The organism is Pedobacter riviphilus, assembly GCF_014692875.1.
Classification (GTDB): Bacteria; Bacteroidota; Bacteroidia; order Sphingobacteriales; family Sphingobacteriaceae; genus Pedobacter; species Pedobacter riviphilus.
Genome location: NZ_CP061171.1, coordinates 3,334,375 through 3,355,052, shown reverse-complemented (window position 1 = coordinate 3,355,052; position 20,678 = coordinate 3,334,375). Strand labels below are relative to the sequence as shown.

The window sequence follows — 20,678 nt, the reverse complement described above, 5'->3', positions numbered from 1 at the left end:
TTATTGGATTAAGAGGTTAAGTATTTATAGGCAATAGATTTGATTTTATGAACTTTTTGTGAATCAATTTTTACCGGCAGCTTTAGGATATCAAGGGCTACTTCTTTTGCTTCGATATGTTTATTCCGGAGGATATAGATAGATAGCAACTCACTCCTGGGAGAGAAGCGGTTTGGCGTCATCATTATTGCCGATTTTAGATAATATTCAGCCGCGTCATAAGCTCTCAGGTTTTTGTTGCAAAGTCCGATAAGCAGGTATAAATCTGAGGATGGCAATCCCGCGGATGCATTTTTTAAAAAGGGTAGGGCATCTTTGAAACGGTGTATTTTATAAAGCAGCTGGCCGTAGGTTAACTGATATGCTGTGGTATACCTGACAGAAGTTTTGATGTGCTCAAGTGAGTCCAGGGATTCCAGGGAATATCCGCTAGAGGCAAGTATTTGCGCTTCTTCCAATTGATTGTACGAATTGCGGAGCAGCAGTTGATTTTTGTTGTTGAACAAGAAAATCAAGAAGAAAGTAAGATATGCCGTAAGGCATAACATTTTTCTTTTTTGGCGCTGCCCGAACTCTGAATAGATTATACCAGGAAAGGTAAGGCAGAATATTAACTGTACAGCAACTTTTTCAAACAGATGATTGAAGAGGGCCGCAAAAACAAGTGGGATGACAGCAATAAAACAGATTTCTTCAGCGAGGCTTTTATGCAGCTTATAAAAGGAAACAAAAGCTCTAACAATCAGGGTCCAGAATAGAATAACTATTAGCAGTCCCAATAAGCCTGCTTCAAGCACAAACTGAAAATAGTCATTAAATAGATAATAGGTATTATCTGCCAGTAAGGCTTCTTCAGAATAGTCTTTCTCTTCAGACTGAAAATATTTTTGTTGGTAATGTAAGTAGGTCGATTTAAAGTTGCCGATACCGATCCCGTAGATTCCACTATCAAAGAATATTCCTGAAGAGATTTTATATATGAGTACCCGGCCACGGGAAGAATCCTGTTTGTAAAAACAGGCAAGCAATATTATTGAGACCGAAAATAGTATGCCCAGATAGTATATCCTCAGTCTGTTTATAATACTCCTGTTCTCGCGGATAATGTAAAATAGCAATACTACTAAGGTTCCGATAAGAAGAGACCTGCTATTTAAAATTACAGATACAACGAACCATAGGATTATTAAAAACCATATAGTTATTCCCTTGTTAAATATCAGTTTCGGTGAGAGCAAGTTAATATTACCTTTAATTTATATTTGTTTCTTTAATCGTCAAGGACACGATTATTTATCAATAAAAATCGGCAGATAATTGTACGATATCTGGTATTATATTAGCAAAAGTGTGTAGGATATTACCAAGAGGTCTATTAACTAATACACCCTATTTGCTCGAAACCGTAATACCCCAAAACTTCTTTTTTGGTGCAGGTGCGTCCCAAGCGTTCCAAGCGTGTGATTCGTCAGTAGAATATTTAACAACATATTTTCCGGGAACTAATGACAGTAGGGTATCGCAATACTGGTTTTTCAACGCACCGCCACCAGGTTTTGATTGAATCAGGTTCATCTGCCAGATTTTTTTGCCTTTGAGATCTTCGATCCATCCTCTGTCTACAAAATTATCATCTTTTGCCAGGATTTCGTTCCTGAATTTTCTTTGTTCAGAATCTTTAATTTCTAGCAAAAGATAAATGTTATCGTTGTCCCAGCCTGTCCTAAAAAATCCCGACAAATCATCTACATCGTTAACCTGCCCGGCAACAAGGTTTCCGATCAGGTAGCGTGGAAAAACTGCCAGGTCTGTGGCGGGATGCGTGATCTTCTTTGCTATTGCCACTCTTTGGTCTTGGGATACAGAATCATGGTCTGTAATCACTATTCTGCTCGCCAACCTTCCTTCAAAAAGAGGGTCCTTGTGGCCTGCCCAGCATAATTTTGCTTTTTGCTTAATGCCATCATCATTATCACCAATGGCGATATCAAATTCAAAAGAACTGTCCGGACGAGTCTTATTTAAAACCAGTTTGCGGGGTATGGTAATGAAGGCGACGTATTTCTCCAAAACCTTATCATAATGTTGGATGCATTTAACTTGGTCTATTTCAGCAACCAAAGTATCTCCTTTTTTATCTGACTCTTTAAATATTATTTTTTTTATATTGTTGTCAGCCTGTCTAAAAAAAACTTCAATATCGTCGTCCTGGCCAATATATTCACGACTTACATTGGCCCAATCTGGTTTCAGTTCCCCAGTACAATAAACCCTGACCTTAGCTTCTTTTGTTAATTCGATTGTATCAGACACATCCTCCATGTTCTGTAGATGCGAAAAATTGACGTTGCTCTGGTTTTTGCGTTTGCAACCTATAATCAATACAATCATTGTAACAGCTAATATCTTTTTTTTCATTTCCAAAGCGGCTTACAGTTATCAATGATAAAAATTCTTTCTTTTGACATTTTGTCCTTACTTGTTATCCGGTAGAGTGCATTTTTTGAGATCCCGTTATAAACAATTGAATCTGCAGTCGCAGTTCTTTTCTCAACTGGTTTCCACTTGCCTTGCCAGATCAACAGTTCATATTCCTGTCCTTTTGTAATACCTGGGCCCTCCGGACTTTTCTGTTTGATAACAAGTTTTGTTTTATCTCCGTTGTCGTTGATCTGAACAGATAATCCTTCGCTGTTGATCAATACAGGATTGCCGGCGGCTGAGAGCTCTCCAGATTGATAATACATTGGTAAGTAGATAATATCCCTTCCCATCTTTACGAATTTTGATTTTCCGTGCTTAATCATTGCCCAGGCCGTGGGCATCCATTGCTGACGGTTGAAAACACAGAGGTATAACGGTGTTCCATTTTGACCGGAGGGCAGATTACTCACCACGGCATCTGAGACCGGGATATATTGATCCGTTACATCCCTGAGCTGAGCGGACCTAAAGAGTACCGGGATATCTAAAGGGTCTTTTGTTAGCGCAGCCAGGCTTTGTTGTTGGAAACTATAAGTTCTACGGAATATTTTTGCCCTTTTCCTTTGTCGTGCCAGATCAATTTTTGTTAGCCCTGGATCAGATTCTGACCCAATGAATGGAACCGGGTGGCCATTGAATATTAAAGCATTCCATTCATGTCCCCCGTTCATGTTTCCCCAATATGGGGTAAAATCCATCGCTATAGGTATTCCCAGTGACCTCATGACGTAAGTTGTGTACTGGGTCGCATGATAGCATTTTCCCGACTTTAACATATCCAGCTCATGAAAATTTAGATCCCAGATAGAAGGGAATGACCGTATCTTGAAATCTTTTTTTAGTTGGTTATTAATAGCTAGGCACATCTGATAAGGATCGGCCTGTGAGCTGTTTTTTTCGGCTAGAGAATGATACCTTTTTTGGATATCGATCATCCATTTGTCCGGCTGCTCGTTAACCAGCTTATATGGTAATATATATTCGCAAAAATCCCGAAAGATATATTTTTTGACCAAGGCTTGTTCCATGCGTCAAAAGCAGCATCGATATGTTCTATTAAGTTCTGTGAAGAAATGTTTTTTAAGTCGCAAATAAGGTCAGCATCATCTCTGATCGGTGTTTTAAGAGATTTCCTTAAGCTGTCCCAAATGAATTCAAGCTTTTCCATTCTTTCGTATGGAACTTTACTCAATATATTAAGAAGACTATCGTAGCTATCCTTTGAGGCACCTTCATGATGAAATTGATACTTCATCTGTGATAAAAGAAATTCAGCTGCGCGAATCTTTTTGCTGTTTTTTTCTGCGTTGAAATGCTCAAGGGTTTTTTTGATTTCTTGCCGGTTATTGCCCGCTAGCTGAAACGATTCTGCTAAACCGTGTTCATTGTCTGTACAGCTGAATAAAATAGTTGAAAAAAATGCGATTACGGATATTTTGATTAAAAGAGAACTTTTTGAAAAATTGAGTGAGAAGCGCATAGTGTTTATCGGTTATAATTGGTGTGGCAATATAAATAACAAAAAAGTGATTTTATAATTTTAATCCGATAATGCGAGCTTTTTGGTCGGCTGTAAGGTAGTTTCTTTGCTGAGGATGCTTAGTTATTGATATTCGCAATATCGTAGCTGTAGGCTTAGAGTCAAGTCGGAGCTGAGCCTGAAAAAATCGTCGATGGCATCACTATTTATTAAGATCCTAAATGTGGTCTTTTTGTTAACTTGCAGTTTTGAAACACAATTGATGATTTTTTAATTAACGCTGCTATGATGTCAAAACTTCTTTTCCTATTCTGTATTTTTTCTTGGTATGGTATTTCCGGATATCACTTTACTTATGATCAAAAAAAAGTGCTTGCATTTCCAGGGGCCGAAGGGTTCGGGTGTTTTGCTTCAGGTGGACGTAACGGAATGGTGGTAGAGGTGGCTAACCTTAATGATAGTGGAGATGGAAGTTTAAGGGGGCACTGAACAGTTATCCAAATGATCCGCTAACAATTGTTTTCAGGGTTTCGGGAATAATAGAATTGAAAAGTGATTTAAGGATAAAAAGATCTAACCTAACTATAGCAGGACAGACAGCACCCGGAGATGGTATATGCCTGAAAGGCAGGTCGCTGATTATCAATGGTGCATCAGGGATTAAGGACAAAAACCATGGTAACATCATCATCAGGTACCTGCGGTCCCGTCCCGGAGGTAGGTTACCCTCTGGTTCTTATGGGATTGATATCGAGAATGCCCATGACATCATCATAGATCATTGCTCATTCAGTTGGGCCAACGAGGAATGTGCAGCACTATATGATGTCAAAAATGTTTCATTCCAGTGGTGTATTATAAGCGAAGGCCTCTATGATGCAGGGCATGCTAAGGGCAAACGGTCTTATGGCGGAGTTTGGGGAGGTCAACGGGTTTCTTTCCACCACAATTTAATTGCTGATCAAAATAGCCGGACTGTTCGTTTTAATGGTGCCAGGGCACATGATACTACTGCATTGGTAGATTATAGATATAATGTGATTTATAACTGGGGAACGGAAAATGCCTGCTACGGGGGAGAGGTCGAGATTAATGGAGGCAGTTCAGCAATAAACCTGGTCAATAATTATTATCTTCCAGGCCCTGCAACAGTCTCCAGACTTAAATTTGTAAAAGCCAATTATAATGCGCAAAAGGCAAAAGGACTTGGGACATGGTACTTAAAAGGGAACATCATGCAGAATGATTCCTTGATAACTGATAATAATAATTATGGTATTGATCTATCGGAATTGCCATTGGATTTACGGAAAGGGCTTGTCAAAGAACAGCCTTTTTATATTGAAAAATATGCTGTCTTAAATTACAGTTCCGCTAAGGATGCCTTTAGCGCAGTGATGAGAAATGTTGGCGCAAATTTCCCGAAGAGGGATGCTGTGGACGGGAGGATAATATTGGGTTTAGTAAATCCCGAGAAGGCCAAAAAAACTAGTTTTAAAAAAGGGATTATTGATTTTCCAGAACAAGTTGGGGGATGGCCTGAATACAAATCAGGAAAGGCACCTAGAGATGATGATCACGATGGCATGCCAGACAGTTGGGAGAAAGCAAGAAAATTAAAATCTAATGATCCTAGCGACCGTAATGCAATAGACATTAACGGCTATACGATGATCGAGCTCTATATCAACTCTCTTTTGTCTAAACAGTATTAAGTACTGGCTTTTGAAATAGCTATTTGTGTAGCCATTAAGTTTTTGCCTCATCCAGGGATATTGAAATAGTGGCTATTTCGTTTTTCACAATATTATTGTTGAACGGTTCTTTTTTGCATGCACAGATCACCAGTACAAACAGCATTGTAGTTTTGAGCTTTGCGTTCATAAGTCAAATTTTTATAGTTAAAGATAGCTGCTTAATTTTGGCCGTTTTGTGTCTGGTGACACATTTGCAATTTTTTACGCCTGATTCTGCTTAAGGTTTCACGGGAAATTCCAAGATAGGAGGCGATGTTGTTTTGGCTTGTCTGCTGCTCTATCTCGGGGTGGTGTTCAAGCAATTTTTCATAGCGTAATGTCGGGGTTTGACTACGCAGGAAAATCGCCCTTTCCTCACTCATGATGTAGTACTTCTGTGTGACGATCCGGCCCAGCAAATTCCCTTGTGGGAAATCGGCGTAGTATGCGTTCAGTTGCTGCCAGCTTATGGACTGGAGTTTACAGTCCTGAAGTACTTGTATGTACTCATGGGCAGGTTTTTGGGTGAAAAAGCTGTAAACCGAGATCATCAGATCGCCCTTCCCCATAAACCACGTGGTGCACTCTTTTCCATTTTCGTCAATGAAAAAGGCACGTAAAAATCCACTGCGGATAAAGTACAGTCTCCGGGCAGTTTCCCCCGGTCTGAGCAACAGGTGTTTGCGTTTAAAAGTCTCGGTGATCACCTTGTATATTTCATCAAATGTAACCCCTCTATTTCAGGCCAAGCTGGCCGCCAATTTAGTTGCCGGATGTAGCATATAATGTTAATTCCCTCTAAACAAATATAAACATCGGTACCAAACTCGCTTTTCTCTATCGCATCCCCCCGCCTGGTCTAACTCAAGACCGATTTTCTTCAAAACCGGACATTTATATGTCCCAAGTTAGAAGTGCTCAAATTCCAAAAAAAGCGGCATAGATTGACTCAAATCAATAGCCAGGTCACAAGAGTTACCTCCCATAGAGATGCTACGCTAGAGCCTCTTATTTTACGCCAATTTGAAAAGTTATTGAGGAAGAATATATTGAAAAGCTTTGATCAGAAGATCAAAACGGCCAGCTTGCCCTGAAATGGGGTGATCAGCTTAAAATGAAACAGGGTGTCAGCATAAATCCGAAACGCGCGGCCATTTTTCGTGAAATACCCATCATGGACCACCTTGAACTTATTCAGATAGGAAAAGAAAGTGCCAACATCACACCTGTACGTGTTATAGGTCACCTTTCCCCATTTGAGCTGATTCATCTTGAAGCCCAGAAAATTGTCTATATCGATTGAGTTGAATGTTCCGATCTTGCGATTGGTAAAGCCCTTGAGCTCAAGCCAGTCCTTGAAGTGCTTCACGACTATTTTGTTGTTCTTTAAGGCTGTCCTGCCGATCATATTACTATTGCGGCGTTCCTCTCTGTGTTCCAGCCAGACATCCAGGCATTTGGAAATAGGGCTGAGTATTGTAAGGTTGACCTGAACACCCAGGTCGACATAGGCATTGGTAAATGGGTTCCATCCCTTGCCGAGCATCTGGGTGATGGCATCGACTGCGGCAACAGCTTTCTTTTTGACCGAGATCTTCGAATCGTTTACCCCTCCGATACCGCCCTTTCTGGCTCTTTCCAGCCTTCCATATTTGTCCGGATTTGGCCAATAAAAATATATGAAAGGTTTGTTCGAATGTGTTATTTTTGCGGGGATCGACAGATTGAATTCCGTCCCGTTCCACTCTTTAATAAAGTGGTTTTCGGACTGTGATTTGGCACTGCTTGTTTTCATACTGCTTTAAATTTTGAAAGTTTAAATCGTATGCCTTGCGGAGGTGTCAACGGGATTGTTAGCATTTTTGTCAACGGTTTTGTCAACGATCACATAAAAAATGCCCTTTAAACCACTTTAAACATGGAAAAAACAAAATATTGGTTAGTAAAATCAGAGCCTTTTAAATACAGTTGGGAAAAATTTAATGAAGATGGCCGTACCTTTTGGGATGGCGTGCGTAATTATCAGGCCAGAAATAACCTAAAAGCCATGAAAGAAGGCGATTTGGTGCTTTTTTATCATAGTAACGAAGGTAAAAATGTGGTGGGTATTGCCAAAGTAGTAAGAGAGTTTTATCAAGATCCAACTACTGATGATGCCAACTGGGTAGTGGTTGATTTATCGCCTGTAGAAACGTTAAAGAACCCGGTTTCCTTAGAGCAGATCAAGGCCGAGCCAAGTTTGGCTGATATTTCGCTGGTGCGCCAGGGGCGTTTATCGGTAATGCCATTAAAAGCCGCAGAATTTGATAAGATTCTGGAAATGGGGGCGTAGGGTTAGTCCGGAGTCCCAAGTCCAGAGTCCCAAAGTCTTAAGTCGGAAGTCTTGAGTCTATTTAAGGGGGGTAATAAAGTTGGGAGTTTGGAGCTGGGAGTTTGGAGTCTTCCCGCTAAGCGACTAGTGCCACGCACTAAATTTTGGAGTTGAGAGTTTTCAGTTGGGAGTTTTCACGCTAAGCGCCTAATGCTACGCACTAAAGTTTTCAGTTGGCAGTTTTCAGTAAGCAGTTGGCAATTTCAGTTGTTAGTTATTAATTTCAGTTTTTATTGATATTTTTATCTACGATTAACGCCCTCTACATGAAATTTAAAATAATTGCATCGCTCGTTGTTCTGGCCACCTGCTTATTCGTGAATCGAAGTAGCGCACAGGAATTTAACCACTACCAGGTAAAGGTAAAAACCGATTCTTTAGGTACACATAAAGGCATCTTAGCACAGATCAATAGTGAGGGGCTTACGCTCGATCTTGATGGAAAATCTGTGGTGATAAAGGCCCGGCATATTATGAGTATCCGTTTAAAGAAAAACAGCTTCACCACAGCTCAAGGCTTATTGTACGGAACAATTTGCGGCGCAGCTATTGGTTCTATGGCATTTTTGGGTGATCTTCCTGATGATTCGCGGTTGTTTATTTTAGCAAGTGTAACATCTGCCGGAATGGTAGCTGGCGTAGGTTATGGCCTGGCATCTGAAATTTTAGCAAATAAAATGACGCTTAAAATCAATAAAGACGCCAGTCTGTTTGCAAATGAGTATCACAAACTGGAAAAGTATTCAAAAGCATATTATACAGACAAACCTTAATGCTTTAATATGAAAACCATCTGTTTTGTGCTCATCTTTTTTCTCTCCTGTACGCTATTAAAAGCTCAGGGAGTAAAGCCATACATTGCCATTGTTAAAACCGAAAAGGCTAAGTGCAAAGGTATTTTACAAAGGGTAGATTCGGTAAAGGTGGTTTTAAATCACGATGGTACGCTTATTCCGGTACTGCTGAATGAAATTGAAACCGTGCAGATCCGTGCCGTTAAAAAAGACTTTAAAGGCATCAATCTCATTAAAGTAGGGGATGAGGATCCGGATCAGTACCATACGGATGAGCGGGGTAAAAGCGTTGACAAATTTGGACACGAAGCACCTGATTTAAAAGACTATGCCGCCATCACTTTTTATTCGGTTATTTTTACTGCAGTGGGCAATGCATTTGCTTTACCTATTCATGCCATTAACCCTAATGTAGCACGTTTTAAGTTTAACAATGAAGGTGCTAAGCCTATAAACGAGCTGAGTTATTATTCTATTTATTACCAGGCCAATCCAAACGTACTGGCTGAGCTGCAACAATTAAAAAGCATATCATCTTCCTTTAAACCCTAGGCGTTGGCTATCAATTAACCGATTTAAACAATTAACCGATTAACCAGTTTCCACAATCAACCCAATAAACTAATGCCCCACCGTATTTCTTTTGCTCAAGGTGATACCCAGCGTCATTACAATACTCGATCCCAGTACAACCAGGAATAAAAATGGTGTACCCACTTCTGGTATTTTTAAGGAAGCTGGCAGGTTGAAATAAAGCAAAATGCTGATCAGTCCTCGGGGGCAATGTATAAAATCGGACTCAGGTTTTCTTTTTTGAATATTTTGAGAAATACCACTCTAATGATGTAAATCGATATCAAAATGAAAAAACCATTAGCCAGTACAATTTTGTCGTTCAGGCTGTTGATATTCATGGTAAAACCAAAAATAACAAAGAAAAAAGTGCGTAATATAAAAGCACTTTCTGCCGATAATTGATAGAGCTGGGATAAATCGGCTGTTAAATTTTTATATAAAAAGATTCCCCTAAACCAGGCATTCTCGATGGCATCGGCATTGTTCAGGAATAATCCGGTGCTTAAAATTAAAACCAGTGAAGATAAATGGTATGACTGGCCAATGGCATAAACCAGTATCAGTATGGCTATAATTAAGAAGAATTTAATGTGGTGTACCAGTCGGCCCATTACGTACAACAACACCACGCAGGCAATGGCCGATAGCAAAAGGATGAGGAAGGTACTTAAACCCAGGCCAATAAAAGCAGAGGTATTGATAGAGTGGTTGGTAATGGCAAAGTTGAAAATGATAATCCCCAGGATATCTGAAAAAGAAGATTCGTAGATCACAAATTCTTTATCGGTATTATTTAATGCTGCTGCCGAAGGGATGGCAATAGCCGAGCTGATTACGCTAAAGGGAATGGCATTGGCAATACAGGTATATAAATTGTGGTGGGTGATCTGGTAAATGATACTGGTTATTACCACGATAGTTCCAGCTAAAATGCTTAGGGCAGAGAAAAAAGCACTGCGTATAATCTTGTTTTTATGTCGGTCGTATTTAAGTTCGAGAGAACCTTCAAAAACAATTAAAATTAAGCCTACAGTACCCAGTGTGGGTAGGATAGACAGGAAATTGAAGGTTTGTATCTTGAGGTTATCGACCAGCAAACGTAAACCAATACCTAAAAGGAGCAGCAATAAAACCGATGGTACTTTGGTTTTACTCGCCACTAAATCAAACAGATAAGAGAAAATTACTAATCCGCTTAAAATAATAAGAATGGTATAAGTTGTCATATTTTTCAGCGTAGGGTAAACGCTAAAATAAAACAATCAGGCTAAGCTGAAAGCAATTTAATGTAAAAATTATGCTTTAAAGAAAAGTGCCTTGAGTTCGCTGGCCTCATCAGGGTCCATTTTGCCTCCTAAAACCAGTCGCAATTGCCTGCGGCGCAAAGCACCATCAAATAAATCAATTTCTTCTGGCGTTTCCGGAACAAGTTCGGGTACCGGTATGGTACGCGCACTCTGATCAACCGCAACAAAAGTATAATAAGCCTCATTACTTTTTTGGCGTGCGCCACTTGGAATATTCTCTGCCCATACATCTAAACGGACTTCTACCGAGGTATTAAAAGCCCTTGTAACTTTGGCTTCGATGGTAATTACATCACCTAATTTAATGGGCTGTTTAAAAGAAACATTATCAACCGAAGCGGTAACCACAATGCGGTTGCAGTGTTTTTGGGCCGAAATTGCCGCTGCAATATCCATCCAATGAAGCAGGCGTCCGCCCATTAGGTTATTTAAGGTATTGGTATCATTTGGTAATACCAATTCGTTCATGATGGTAAAACTTTCTCTGGCAAATTTCTTTTTTAAACTCATTTGATGGCAAAAGTAAGTAAAATGTGGTGAAATAGCATAGGCGGTCTTTACGCTGAGTGATCATTTTTAGAAAAATTAAAGCATTTGGACGGAGTTGTTTTCGAGGAATCGTCATTGCGAGAAGGCATTTTCAGCCGACGAAGCAATCTTAATGCGCTCGCTATTAGCGATAGTTGTACGATTGCTTCGTCGCTCCTTTACAGCTGACGAAATTAAGATCCAAAACTCATTTCAATTAAAATGGAATTCTTATTATGTTACCGAAGGTGAATAAGATTTTCGCAGATTTATTATTTTGTTTACTGCGGTCATCTGCGAGATCAGCGGGAAAGCATGAGTAAGGTTGTTCCCGCAGAGCAAACAGATTTTGCAGATTGAAATAGTGTTTTCCTTCCTAATATGTGCAATTATTCGATCTTTTTGATTCGTATTTTTTGGCATTAGTTATGAGCACTATGCTAGGCTTGCCTTGAAAAACCACAGTCTAGAGCGAAGAACGCCGTCAATCCCAAGTGGTGGGGAAATCAAAAAACAGGTGCACAAAAGAAAAGACCGCACTATCAAGCCTTAAACGCAGTGGTTTTGTGTTCATAAAGGATAATTTGAGCTTTGCTGGAAATTCGGACACAAAACGAAGCGCCGCTGTTTTTTGATCTGCTTGGGCTGCGCGGAGCCACCTTGCTGGATTGACAAAGCGCTTTGGGTACTTTGGCGCGACAAAGTACCATGCCACCGCGGCATAGAGCGGGAAAAAAATACTTACGCGTAAACTGCAGTTTTAGATTCAACTTATTTTTAATAACAAAGAAGACCCTGAAATAAATTACCTTCGGTGAGCTCGCTTAAGGCTCGGTTTACTTCGTAGCTTTTCGCTTCGCTACAGGTCAGGGTGACGACCGCTTATGGATTGTCTTGCTTTTCTGCGGTGATTTGCGAAATCAGCGGGAAATAGATTTGGGAGCGTGTTATTTAAAAACAATTCATCTTTTATCATGTTATCCTAACAAAAAAAATCGAATTAATGCAGAACCAGACCCTGATCCAATTTTTCCATTGGTATTATAACGAAGAGCAAAATTTGTGGACTAAAGTAGCTGCCGAAGCGAGTCATTTAAAAGAAATTGGGATAACTGCTGTTTGGTTGCCGCCAGCCTATAAATCTAATAATGCAGCTTATGATGTTGGTTATGCGGTTTACGACCTTTTCGATTTGGGGGAGTTCGATCAGAAAGGAAGTGTGAATACCAAACATGGCTCCAAAGATGAATATATCAAAGCTATTGAGGCGTTACACGAGAATGGGATCGGAGCTTTAGCAGATGCCGTTTTTAACCACAAGGCAGGTGGCGATGAACTGGAAAAAATAGCCGTTAGAACGGTAAATCCTGATGACAGAACTGAATTTACCAGCGATGTTTTCGAAATACAGGCCTGGACAAAGTTTACCTTTCCGGGGCGGCAGGGGAAATATTCTGAATTTATATGGAATCACGAGTGTTTTAGTGGGGTAGACTGGGCCGAAGACCTCAAAAAAACTGCGATCTATTCGATTCAGAATTATTTAGGCGAAGGTTTTGAAGAGGTTCCTTCTACTGAATTTGGGAATTACGATTACCTGATGTTTAACGATATCGATTACCGCAACAGGGCTGTAATTGAAGAGTTAAAATATTGGGGCGAATGGATAGTAGAAACCACCAAAGTAGACGGTTTTCGGTTGGATGCCGTTAAACACATCAATCCAGATTTTATTGTCGAGTGGATCGATCATTTGAACCAGAAATTTAATCGCCAGTTTTTTATTGTGGCCGAAGATTGGAATGTAGTAGATAGGGAAGGCCAATTGAAATATATTGAAATTACCGGCGGCAGGACACAAATATTCGATTCGCTTTTGCACCATAATTTTTTCCTGGCGAGCAAGGACGAGGAATTTGATATGCGAACGATTTTTGACGGAACTTTGGTTCAGGTGAAGCCCGATCTGGCGGTAACATTTGTTGATAATCATGATTCGCAACCTTTGCAGGCGCTGGAATCATACGTCGATTTTTGGTTCAGGCCCCTGGCTTATGCCATGATCCTGTTGCGTATACAAGGTATTCCCTGTTTGTTCTTCCCTGATCTGTACGGAGGGATTTATGACGATAAAGACAAAGAAGGTGATGAGGTACACGTTGAGCTGGTGGCCATCCCAGTAATAGAAACCATGAGTAAAATCCGTACAGCATTAGCCTACGGTGAGCAACGTGATTATTTTGACCATGGCATTTGCGTTGGCTGGACCCGCGCAGGTGATGAGGAACATGAAAATAGTGGCTTAGCGGTATTGTTAAGCACAGGAGAAGAAGGTTATAAAGAAATGGAGATCGGTAAACACTTTGCCGGAAAAACCTTTGTTGATGCCCTTGGCTATCGCCAGCAGGAAGTAATTATTGATGAAAATGGCTGGGCGGAGTTTCACTGCAACGCCGGAAGTGTATCGGTTTGGGTATTGAAGGTGGGGTAGGTGAAGAGGTGATGCATGTGGTCTGTGAAGACACGGACCACGGCGCGGGGTTGTGAATGACGCTCGCATCTAAACCGTGCGTCATTCCCGTGCAGACGGGAATCTTAATACAGCTTGCAAACCCAGCTTAATCTTTAAGATCCCCAATCAAGTTGGGAATGACGCTCGCATCTAATCCACGCGTCATTCCCGTGTAGACGGGAATCTTAATGCAGCTTACAAACCCGGTTTAATGCTTTAAGATTCCCAATCGAGTTGGGAATGGCGTTCGCATCCAAACCACGCGTCATTCCCGTGCAGAAGGGAATCTAATGCAACTTCCTTTTATTTAGAGCATAAATCTTAAGAGAAAAAATGTATTTTTAAGATATGGAACGCGGTGGTTGTGTTTACATTATGACAAATGCCTTTAACACGGTTTATTACATCGGTGTTACCTCTGACTTACACTCAAGAGTAATTGATCACAAATGCAAAAGATATCCAACTTCCTTTACTGCCAAATACAATTGCATGAAGTTGGTGTATTTTAAGTTCTATTCTGGCATTGAAGAAGCGATCGCGCAAGAGAAGAAATTAAAGAAATGGAATAGGGATTGGAAAATTAAGTTGATCAGCGATAACAATCCTCAATGGCTGGATCTGTTTAATGAGGATTTGTGATTTTAAAGATGGGAGCCCTAAAACGTAGCGTAATGCATCTCATCCATGCGTCATTCCCATGTAGATGGGAATCTTAATGCAGTTTATCAGCCCCGCTTAACGTTTTAAGATCCCCAATTGGGTTGGGGATGACGATCTCATCTCATCCATGCGTCATTCCCCTGCAGAGGGGAATCTTAATGCAGCTTGTAAACCCAGTTTAACGCTTTAAGATCCCCAATCGAGTTGGGGATGACGATTGCATCTAAACCATGCGTCATTCCTGTGCAGACGGGATCTTAATGCGGCTTGCAAGCCCCGCTTAATGCTTTAAAATTCCCAATCAAGTTGGGAATGACGATCAATCAAATATATATCTACAAAAAATTATCCTCAGCCCTATAAGCCGAAATTACAGCCAGTTCGCCTTCTTTTCCACCTTTCGAATTGCCGTGTTCCATACCCATTACACCTTTATAACCTTTATTATACAAGTGTTTAAATAGATTTTTATAATTGATTTCTCCTGTTGTAGGTTCTTTCCGGCCAGGATTATCACCTATCTGGATGTAGGCGATTTCGTCCCAGCAGCGGTCGATGGTTTTAATTAAATCGCCTTCTGTACGTTGCATGTGGTAAATATCGTAAAGGATTTTACACGAAGGGCTTTTAACCGCTTTACAAACGGCATAGGTTTCATTGGTTTTTTGGAGAAAAAGTTCTGGCGTATCGCTCAGGGTTTCCAAAACCATAATTAAACCATGGGGTTCAAAAATCTCTGCACCTGCACGCATAGCATCGATTACATTAGCAAACTGGTTGCCATATGGTAGGTTGCGTTCATAAAAGCCGGGCACTACGGTAAGCCATTTGGCATTACAGCGTTTTGCGGCTTCGACCGATTTTTTACAGGTTTCGATAAATTTATCTTTAAATTCCTTTTTACCCGTAGTTAAAGAGGTTTTCCAGTTGTCGCCACCGTCTACTACAAAAACCCCCATGCGCATGCCCAATTTTGCCAACAGGTTTCCGATTTTTTCCTGTTCTTCAACAGGGCGGCCTAAATAACCGTTATCTTCAATTGAACGGAAACCTCTATCGTACATAAACTGGATCTGATCTAAAAAACTTTTACCCGCATGATTTTGGAACATGCCCTGGTGCGGTGCATAATCGAGGTTGAAAGTTTTATCACTGAATACTGTATTGGGCTTTCCAGCGGCAAAAGTATCGGTAATTCCTGCTCCTGTGGTAATTGCACCGGCAGTTAGCAGACTATTTCTTATAAATTCGCTTCTTTTCATCGGTGAGGTTTTAGGTTATTGGTGAGTAATTAATTTTTTAAATCCGGTGGTTAAGGTGTCGGCTATTTTGCCATCTTTTTGGTGGTACACAAAATAAGCTTCGAGGTTTTTTCTGCTTTCTACAAAGGCAATAGCATCTTTAAGGTGCATGGCCATTAAGGCATTGTCGTAACCATCGGCTGTAATGGCATCTTTGGCGTATACCGTTACACTAATCATTTCATTATCTAGCGGATAGCCTGTTTTAGGATCGATCAGGTGAGAAATTTTTTTCTTTCCGCTCTGATGGAATTTCCTATAGTTACCAGAGGTAGTGATTGCGCCTGAATTTATGGAAGCGATGTGCCTGATTACCGGAACCCCATCCTTATCCGGACCTTCAATACCAATTTTCATGGTTTCGCCATTGGGTTTAGGTCCTGAAATCCGGATTTCGCCGCCCAGTTCGGCTACGTATTGCTTAATTCCTTTTTTTTCGAGATAAGCGGCAATTAAATCGACACTGTAACCTTGTGCAATTCCATTTAAATCAATCTGTACACAGGGCTTTAGTTTGCTTAATAAACCATTCTTGAGTTTTAGGTTTTTCATGCCTACACAGGTCAATATCGATTTAATGGCTGCCGGATCGGGTTCTTTTTTAGCCTCTTTCGGTCCAAAACCCCAGGCCTGTACCAAAGGGGCAACGGTAATATCGAAAATACCCTTAGTATCCTGATTAATTTCGAAACTCCTTTTAAGCACGTCGTTTATGAAACGATCGGTTTTAATCTCTTTTTCGGTAGCATTAAATTGATTTATCAATGATCCCTTTTTGTAAAGCGACATCGATAAATCAATTTGGTTTAATAAACTATCTATGCCTGCCTTAGTCGCTAAACTATCGGTAGCATAGTACATGATAGCATAATCGGTTCCCTGTGCAAAACCATCAATTTTATACTGTTTCACTTCTTTTTTTAAGGAAAAAGCTAAAATCAATGGTAAAATGAAAAACAAAAAGCTATAACGCATCAATTTAGTTTTATATCACTTTTGTTTGTCCCGGTCTGGCGATAGGGTATAAGCCATTTTCATCAGGCATTAACCTTGGGTTAGCATCCCATGCGAAACGTTCAGGCATTAAGCTGATGTTCGAAGCTAAAGCCTCATCCCATTTAATGGTTTGACCAGAATAAGTAGCAAAACGACCAATAATTGCCGAAAATGTACTGGTTGCAGCATAGTCTACATTACTGAATTTATATTCTCCTTTAGAAACCGCATCGAACAGTTCGTCGTGCTCTGTTTGGTATGGATTTGCGTTTCCTTTGGTATTGTGGTTATATAGTTCTTTACCACTATAATCTTTCATAATGGCCTGGTTGCTGCCTGAAAGATAAATTTTACCTTTGGTGCCTTGAAAGGATTCATCCACGCGGTTAGCAGTGCCTTCGAAATGGCGGCACTGACTATGGATTACTGCGCCATCTGCATAAGTTAATTCGATGGAGTGGTTATCATAAATCTCTCCATAATCTTTTCCCGTTCTCCAGGCACGGCTACCCGTTCCCTGTACCGAAACAGGATGTCCGTTTTTTATCCAATTGGCAATATCGATATTATGCACATGCTGCTCTACAATATGATCGCCGCATAACCAGTTGAAATAATACCAGTTTCTCATTTGGTATTCCATTTCTGTTTGGTTTGGTTTACGCGGACGTACCCACACGCCACCGCTATTCCAGTATACCTGGCCAGACATGATATCGCCAATAGCACCATCGTTAATGCGTTTCATCGACTCGCGATAGTTGGTCTGGTAGCGGCGCTGTAAACCTACTACAACGTTTAATTTTTTCTTTTTAGCTTCTTCGGCTGCGGCCAATACCTTTCTAATGCCCGGTGCATCTACAGCAACAGGTTTTTCCATGAAAATTTGTTTATTCTGTTTAACCGCTTCTTCGAAATGGATAGGACGGAAGCCTGGAGGCGTGGTTAACAACACTACATCGGCTAATGGAATGGCTTTTAAGTAAGCATCGAAACCTACAAATTGGCGTTCTTTTGGAACATCCATTTTTGCCGCAAATTTCGAACTTAATGATTGGTAACTGCTATCTAAACGATCTTGAAAAGCATCGGCCATGGCTACCAGTTTAATGTTAAATTTGGTACTTAGTGCCTGGAAAGCTGCTCCTGTACCACGATCGCCACAGCCTATTAAGGCAATTTTAATTGTATCCGATCCGGATGCATATGCTCCTGCCAGCGGAATGCTGCTTAACATGGCCCCGCCGGCCAGCATGGCTGTTGCTTTTAAAAAATCGCGACGATCTTGTTGGTTAATTGGTTTTTTCATGTGTTTAAGTTTTTTATTTTGGTTAGGGTTGTGTTTTTAAAAGTCTTTTATAGGTTGCTTATTGTAATATGCATCTATATCTGCTTTTGAAGGCGTTTTTACGGGGCGTACCAAGCGCATGCCTACAAAAGGTGCTTCAGGGAACCACCAATTACTTTTCGGAATCTGTGGATCTAATTGCTTCCATGATGGATCAGATGCTAATCTAACTGTTGAGGTTAAATTATTCGGTGTTTCGTCGTAAGAGCCACCGCGAACTACGTTTGGGTAAAGTTTTTCGGGTACTGCCACAGGGTTTTCTGCAGTTTTGTCTTTGCTCTGACCGTAGAAATCGGCAAGGTACTGGTCGTAGGTCCATTCGCTAACGTTTCCATGCATATCGAATAATCCCCATGGATTTGGTTTTTTTAAACCTACCTGATGGGTTTTATTATCGCTGTTATCTTTATACCAGGCATAATCGCCTAATTTAGAAGCGTCATCGCCAAAAGAATATTTGGTTTCAGTTCCGGCTTTGCAGGCGTATTCCCATTCGGCCTCTGTTGGTAAACGATAAAAAATCCCTGTACGCATATAAAGCCATTTACAAAATTGGATGGCATTATATTGAGTCATAGCCACCGCTGGTTGGTGCTCTTTACCCATACCAAAAGTCATATCGAGATAGGGTTTGGTAGGTCTGGTAACGGCATCTACTTCAGCCGGAATGGCGCTTGTGCTAGCTTGTTTTTCATAATCACGATAGAGGAATGGTTCAAAAATATCCCATGTTACCTCATGTTTTCCAATCCAGAAAGCATCGAGTTTAACCTCATGAACGGGTTGCTCATCTGGTTTTCCTGTTTTACTTCCCATTTTAAATTTGCCTGCTGGTATAGCCTGCATATCGAATTTTAATTTGGTTCCGTTAATGGATTGTGTGTACGAATCACTTGGTTTTTGTGCTAAAACCTGTGCACATGGATAGGCTATTAATGCTACGGCAATTAACTTTTTAAACATAATTTTTGGTTAGATACACCTAATTCTCTAGTGTGTTTATTTGGTTACTTTTTGAAACGCTAAAGTAAATAACCACAATTAAAACAAAGAAAATTTATGTAACAATAAAGGTAAGTATTGTAATATTAAAAGTCAAATTGACAATTAATATTGTGCTTCGGTTCAGCTGGTTACCTTCTGTCTGAAACTTTATTACTTAAATTGGTATAACCAATTAGGGTATCCCAGCGTGCGCCCGGGCGCCGATAATAAACAAAAATCTGATAGCTGTTTTCGGTCTGGAAGAACGCACCCTCGAAAGGTTTGGTTTCCATTACCTTGGTATCTTTATTATACCAGGCAAATTCATAATCATAGAGACCTTGTTTAAGTATCACATTGCCATAAAACTGTTTCCTGCTGGGATCATAAAGCAGTTTGTTTTCATTGCTCATGGTATAATTGTTAAATCGGCCAACAACATAGGCATCGCCGTTAGGGCTGGGTGCCGGGGCATTTAAAGTGAATAAAACACTCATATACTCTGCTTCTGTTTTATCGTCCCGCCCATCGGTATTGCGGATAAAAAAGTTTCCGTTTTCATCGTACTGGTTGGCAAACGCACCTACCGTTCTGGGGGCATCCTGAAAAAGTATCACATTTACCGATTCGTTATCGCGGTATATGCCTTTAACATTATCGGCTTTGTACCTTAAACTACGGGTATCAAATTTTCTAAATTCGTTGTCTCCCCAAAAATCGTTCGTAGTAAGGTCGTTATAAACCAATTGGTTTGGTCTTACAAATGCGGGTTTGGTATTAAGCTGGATAGTATTAGCATTAAAATTTTGCATTACTATAGCTTTTATATCCTGATAGGGGTTCGGGATGGGAAAGGTATGGTTAATGGTAAAGTTGATTTTTTGTTTGTAATTCCTGTTTTCAACCTGCATGGAATTATTTATTTCTGCTGCTACGGCAACCTGATTGTCGAGCATGTAGAAGCGTTGCGAAATAACCGGTTTGTTTTTGTCGCCATCTAAATAGACTTTTAATACGTAATTGCCTCCAATTTTAGGTTGAATTTGAGTATTGGGCAAGCTAATTTCGTAATGTGTATATTTTCTGGCAGTGTTGGAAGAATAGTGGTAATTGATGATGCGGTCGTCATTAAAACTTCCTAAATAATCGATGCTCGAGATTTTAGAAGTTTCCCATTCTGCAGTACAATGTTCAATGGTATACCAGTAGTTTTGGGTACCTGCAAGTAAGTCATCGAAAGAAAAAGTTATTGTTTCTGACGAATTGAGCATAATTACAGGTAAGCTCTGCTCTTTATTGCTGTTATAACAGAGTACAGTTTTAATATTTGGAAGATAAATTTTATTCTCATTGGTAAACGTTTGAACGTTTTGGGCAAAGGCCATGGTAGAGATGAAAAATAAAACCGGAATTAATATTTTCTGCATGGCTAAAAGTAAAGTTTTATTAGGAAGTGGCAAAATGGACTTGTGGATGGTTGCCACTATTCGTGGTGTCAGATATTCCTATCTGACACAAGCCTATTTTTGTTTTGAAAATAAGCCACGGAAACACGGATGGACGCAGAAGATTTCTAGCGTACCGCGGTTTCCAGAAAT

Annotated in this window: 21 protein-coding genes; 7 read left to right on the top strand and 14 right to left on the bottom strand. The window is 40.3% G+C overall.

All coding sequences use genetic code 11. The annotated features are described in order from the left end of the window. Nucleotides 1–8: 8 nt before the first annotated feature. The 4 genes from H9N25_RS13650 to H9N25_RS13635 form a co-directional block, all read right to left on the bottom strand. Nucleotides 9–1,238, bottom strand: coding sequence for an O-antigen ligase family protein (locus tag H9N25_RS13650; RefSeq protein ID WP_190326260.1), 1,230 nt, complete (start codon nt 1,236–1,238; stop codon nt 9–11). Between the two features lie 151 nt (nt 1,239–1,389). Further along, complete coding sequence (locus H9N25_RS13645) at nt 1,390–2,418, bottom strand: hypothetical protein (RefSeq protein WP_190326259.1); 1,029 nt, start codon at nt 2,416–2,418, stop codon at nt 1,390–1,392. Further along, nucleotides 2,415–3,512: a transglutaminase domain-containing protein gene (locus tag H9N25_RS13640; protein WP_190326258.1), complete on the bottom strand. Its 1,098-nt coding sequence runs from the start codon at nt 3,510–3,512 to the stop codon at nt 2,415–2,417. The genes H9N25_RS13645 and H9N25_RS13640 overlap by 4 nt, the downstream gene beginning before the upstream one ends. After that, nucleotides 3,416–3,964 carry a hypothetical protein gene (locus tag H9N25_RS13635; RefSeq protein ID WP_190326257.1) on the bottom strand — a complete coding sequence of 183 codons (549 nt, stop codon included), beginning with the start codon at nt 3,962–3,964 and terminating at the stop codon, nt 3,416–3,418. The genes H9N25_RS13640 and H9N25_RS13635 overlap by 97 nt, the downstream gene beginning before the upstream one ends. 285 nt (nt 3,965–4,249) lie before the next feature. Between H9N25_RS13635 and H9N25_RS13630 the strand changes: the two genes are divergently transcribed. Then, a complete protein-coding gene (locus tag H9N25_RS13630; RefSeq protein ID WP_190326256.1) occupies nt 4,250–4,453 on the top strand; it encodes a hypothetical protein in 204 nt (67 codons plus the stop codon). 56 nt (nt 4,454–4,509) lie between these two features. Further along, nucleotides 4,510–5,679, top strand: a complete 1,170-nt coding sequence (locus tag H9N25_RS13625) for a pectate lyase (RefSeq protein WP_190326255.1) — start codon at nt 4,510–4,512, stop codon at nt 5,677–5,679. 34 nt (nt 5,680–5,713) lie between these two features. Here the strand turns inward: H9N25_RS13625 and H9N25_RS25110 are convergent, their stop codons facing one another. The 3 genes from H9N25_RS25110 to H9N25_RS13615 form a co-directional block, all read right to left on the bottom strand. Then, on the bottom strand, nt 5,714–5,848 hold the full coding sequence (locus H9N25_RS25110; protein ID WP_255524465.1) for a hypothetical protein: 135 nt from the start codon (nt 5,846–5,848) through the stop codon (nt 5,714–5,716). A 31-nt stretch (nt 5,849–5,879) separates the two neighbouring features. Next, entirely contained in the window at nt 5,880–6,407 is a 528-nt protein-coding gene (locus H9N25_RS13620) for a Crp/Fnr family transcriptional regulator (RefSeq protein ID WP_190326254.1), read from the bottom strand. A gap of 356 nt (nt 6,408–6,763) precedes the next feature. Beyond that, the gene (locus H9N25_RS13615) at nt 6,764–7,495 is read right to left on the bottom strand and encodes a hypothetical protein (protein ID WP_190326253.1); all 732 of its coding nucleotides are present in this window, start codon (nt 7,493–7,495) and stop codon (nt 6,764–6,766) included. 123 nt (nt 7,496–7,618) lie between these two features. On the opposite strand from H9N25_RS13615, the gene H9N25_RS13610 reads away from it, so the two are divergent. The 3 genes from H9N25_RS13610 (at nt 7,619) to H9N25_RS13600 (ending at nt 9,417) form a co-directional block, all read left to right on the top strand. Further along, a complete protein-coding gene (locus H9N25_RS13610) occupies nt 7,619–8,032 on the top strand; it encodes an EVE domain-containing protein (RefSeq protein WP_190326252.1) in 414 nt (137 codons plus the stop codon). A gap of 305 nt (nt 8,033–8,337) precedes the next feature. Further along, complete coding sequence (locus H9N25_RS13605; RefSeq protein ID WP_190326251.1) at nt 8,338–8,844, top strand: hypothetical protein; 507 nt, start codon at nt 8,338–8,340, stop codon at nt 8,842–8,844. Nucleotides 8,845–8,853: 9 nt separating this feature from the next. Next, nucleotides 8,854–9,417, top strand: a complete 564-nt coding sequence (locus H9N25_RS13600) for a hypothetical protein (protein WP_190326250.1) — start codon at nt 8,854–8,856, stop codon at nt 9,415–9,417. Between the two features lie 215 nt (nt 9,418–9,632). On the opposite strand, the gene H9N25_RS13595 is transcribed toward H9N25_RS13600, so the two are convergent. Next, nucleotides 9,633–10,667, bottom strand: a complete 1,035-nt coding sequence (locus tag H9N25_RS13595) for a cation:proton antiporter (RefSeq protein WP_223833384.1) — start codon at nt 10,665–10,667, stop codon at nt 9,633–9,635. A 69-nt stretch (nt 10,668–10,736) separates the two neighbouring features. Continuing rightward, nucleotides 10,737–11,258 carry an acyl-CoA thioesterase gene (locus H9N25_RS13590; protein WP_167295289.1) on the bottom strand — a complete coding sequence of 174 codons (522 nt, stop codon included), beginning with the start codon at nt 11,256–11,258 and terminating at the stop codon, nt 10,737–10,739. 1,021 nt (nt 11,259–12,279) lie between these two features. Here H9N25_RS13590 and H9N25_RS13585 point away from each other — a divergent pair. Together H9N25_RS13585 and H9N25_RS13580 are read left to right on the top strand one after the other, a co-directional pair. After that, nucleotides 12,280–13,767: an alpha-amylase gene (locus tag H9N25_RS13585; RefSeq protein ID WP_190326249.1), complete on the top strand. Its 1,488-nt coding sequence runs from the start codon at nt 12,280–12,282 to the stop codon at nt 13,765–13,767. A gap of 369 nt (nt 13,768–14,136) precedes the next feature. Continuing rightward, nucleotides 14,137–14,430, top strand: a complete 294-nt coding sequence (locus tag H9N25_RS13580) for a GIY-YIG nuclease family protein (protein ID WP_190326248.1) — start codon at nt 14,137–14,139, stop codon at nt 14,428–14,430. Nucleotides 14,431–14,786: 356 nt separating this feature from the next. On the opposite strand, the gene H9N25_RS13575 is transcribed toward H9N25_RS13580, so the two are convergent. The 5 genes from H9N25_RS13575 to H9N25_RS13555 all read right to left on the bottom strand — a co-directional run bounded on the left by H9N25_RS13575 (nt 14,787) and on the right by H9N25_RS13555 (nt 20,507). After that, the gene (locus tag H9N25_RS13575; RefSeq protein WP_190326247.1) at nt 14,787–15,713 is read right to left on the bottom strand and encodes a hydroxypyruvate isomerase family protein; all 927 of its coding nucleotides are present in this window, start codon (nt 15,711–15,713) and stop codon (nt 14,787–14,789) included. A 15-nt stretch (nt 15,714–15,728) separates the two neighbouring features. Further along, the gene (locus H9N25_RS13570) at nt 15,729–16,664 is read right to left on the bottom strand and encodes an FAD:protein FMN transferase (protein ID WP_223833383.1); all 936 of its coding nucleotides are present in this window, start codon (nt 16,662–16,664) and stop codon (nt 15,729–15,731) included. Nucleotides 16,665–16,737: 73 nt separating this feature from the next. Continuing rightward, on the bottom strand, nt 16,738–18,057 hold the full coding sequence (locus H9N25_RS13565; RefSeq protein ID WP_190326245.1) for a Gfo/Idh/MocA family oxidoreductase: 1,320 nt from the start codon (nt 18,055–18,057) through the stop codon (nt 16,738–16,740). Between the two features lie 36 nt (nt 18,058–18,093). Beyond that, entirely contained in the window at nt 18,094–19,059 is a 966-nt protein-coding gene (locus H9N25_RS13560) for a formylglycine-generating enzyme family protein (RefSeq protein ID WP_190326244.1), read from the bottom strand. Between the two features lie 170 nt (nt 19,060–19,229). After that, nucleotides 19,230–20,507 carry a type IX secretion system plug protein gene (locus tag H9N25_RS13555; RefSeq protein WP_190326243.1) on the bottom strand — a complete coding sequence of 426 codons (1,278 nt, stop codon included), beginning with the start codon at nt 20,505–20,507 and terminating at the stop codon, nt 19,230–19,232. Nucleotides 20,508–20,678: the final 171 nt, after the last annotated feature.

Excerpts from the sequence above, each read along its gene's own strand:
- H9N25_RS13580 (WP_190326248.1), top strand. The coding sequence starts at position 14,137 with ATGGAACGCGGTGGTTGTGTTTACATTATGACAAATGCCTTTAACACG.
- H9N25_RS13605 (WP_190326251.1), top strand. The coding sequence starts at position 8,338 with ATGAAATTTAAAATAATTGCATCGCTCGTTGTTCTGGCCACCTGCTTA.
- H9N25_RS13615 (WP_190326253.1), bottom strand. The coding sequence starts at position 7,495 with ATGAAAACAAGCAGTGCCAAATCACAGTCCGAAAACCACTTTATTAAA.
- H9N25_RS13590 (WP_167295289.1), bottom strand. The coding sequence starts at position 11,258 with ATGAGTTTAAAAAAGAAATTTGCCAGAGAAAGTTTTACCATCATGAAC.
- H9N25_RS25110 (WP_255524465.1), bottom strand. The coding sequence starts at position 5,848 with ATGAACGCAAAGCTCAAAACTACAATGCTGTTTGTACTGGTGATCTGT.
- H9N25_RS13640 (WP_190326258.1), bottom strand. The coding sequence starts at position 3,512 with ATGGAACAAGCCTTGGTCAAAAAATATATCTTTCGGGATTTTTGCGAA.
- H9N25_RS13575 (WP_190326247.1), bottom strand. The coding sequence starts at position 15,713 with ATGAAAAGAAGCGAATTTATAAGAAATAGTCTGCTAACTGCCGGTGCA.
- H9N25_RS13630 (WP_190326256.1), top strand. The coding sequence starts at position 4,250 with ATGATGTCAAAACTTCTTTTCCTATTCTGTATTTTTTCTTGGTATGGT.
- H9N25_RS13555 (WP_190326243.1), bottom strand. The coding sequence starts at position 20,507 with ATGCAGAAAATATTAATTCCGGTTTTATTTTTCATCTCTACCATGGCC.
- H9N25_RS13565 (WP_190326245.1), bottom strand. The coding sequence starts at position 18,057 with ATGAAAAAACCAATTAACCAACAAGATCGTCGCGATTTTTTAAAAGCA.
- H9N25_RS13595 (WP_223833384.1), bottom strand. The coding sequence starts at position 10,667 with ATGACAACTTATACCATTCTTATTATTTTAAGCGGATTAGTAATTTTC.
- H9N25_RS13645 (WP_190326259.1), bottom strand. The coding sequence starts at position 2,418 with ATGAAAAAAAAGATATTAGCTGTTACAATGATTGTATTGATTATAGGT.
- H9N25_RS13610 (WP_190326252.1), top strand. The coding sequence starts at position 7,619 with ATGGAAAAAACAAAATATTGGTTAGTAAAATCAGAGCCTTTTAAATAC.
- H9N25_RS13600 (WP_190326250.1), top strand. The coding sequence starts at position 8,854 with ATGAAAACCATCTGTTTTGTGCTCATCTTTTTTCTCTCCTGTACGCTA.
- H9N25_RS13585 (WP_190326249.1), top strand. The coding sequence starts at position 12,280 with ATGCAGAACCAGACCCTGATCCAATTTTTCCATTGGTATTATAACGAA.
- H9N25_RS13560 (WP_190326244.1), bottom strand. The coding sequence starts at position 19,059 with ATGTTTAAAAAGTTAATTGCCGTAGCATTAATAGCCTATCCATGTGCA.
- H9N25_RS13635 (WP_190326257.1), bottom strand. The coding sequence starts at position 3,964 with ATGCGCTTCTCACTCAATTTTTCAAAAAGTTCTCTTTTAATCAAAATA.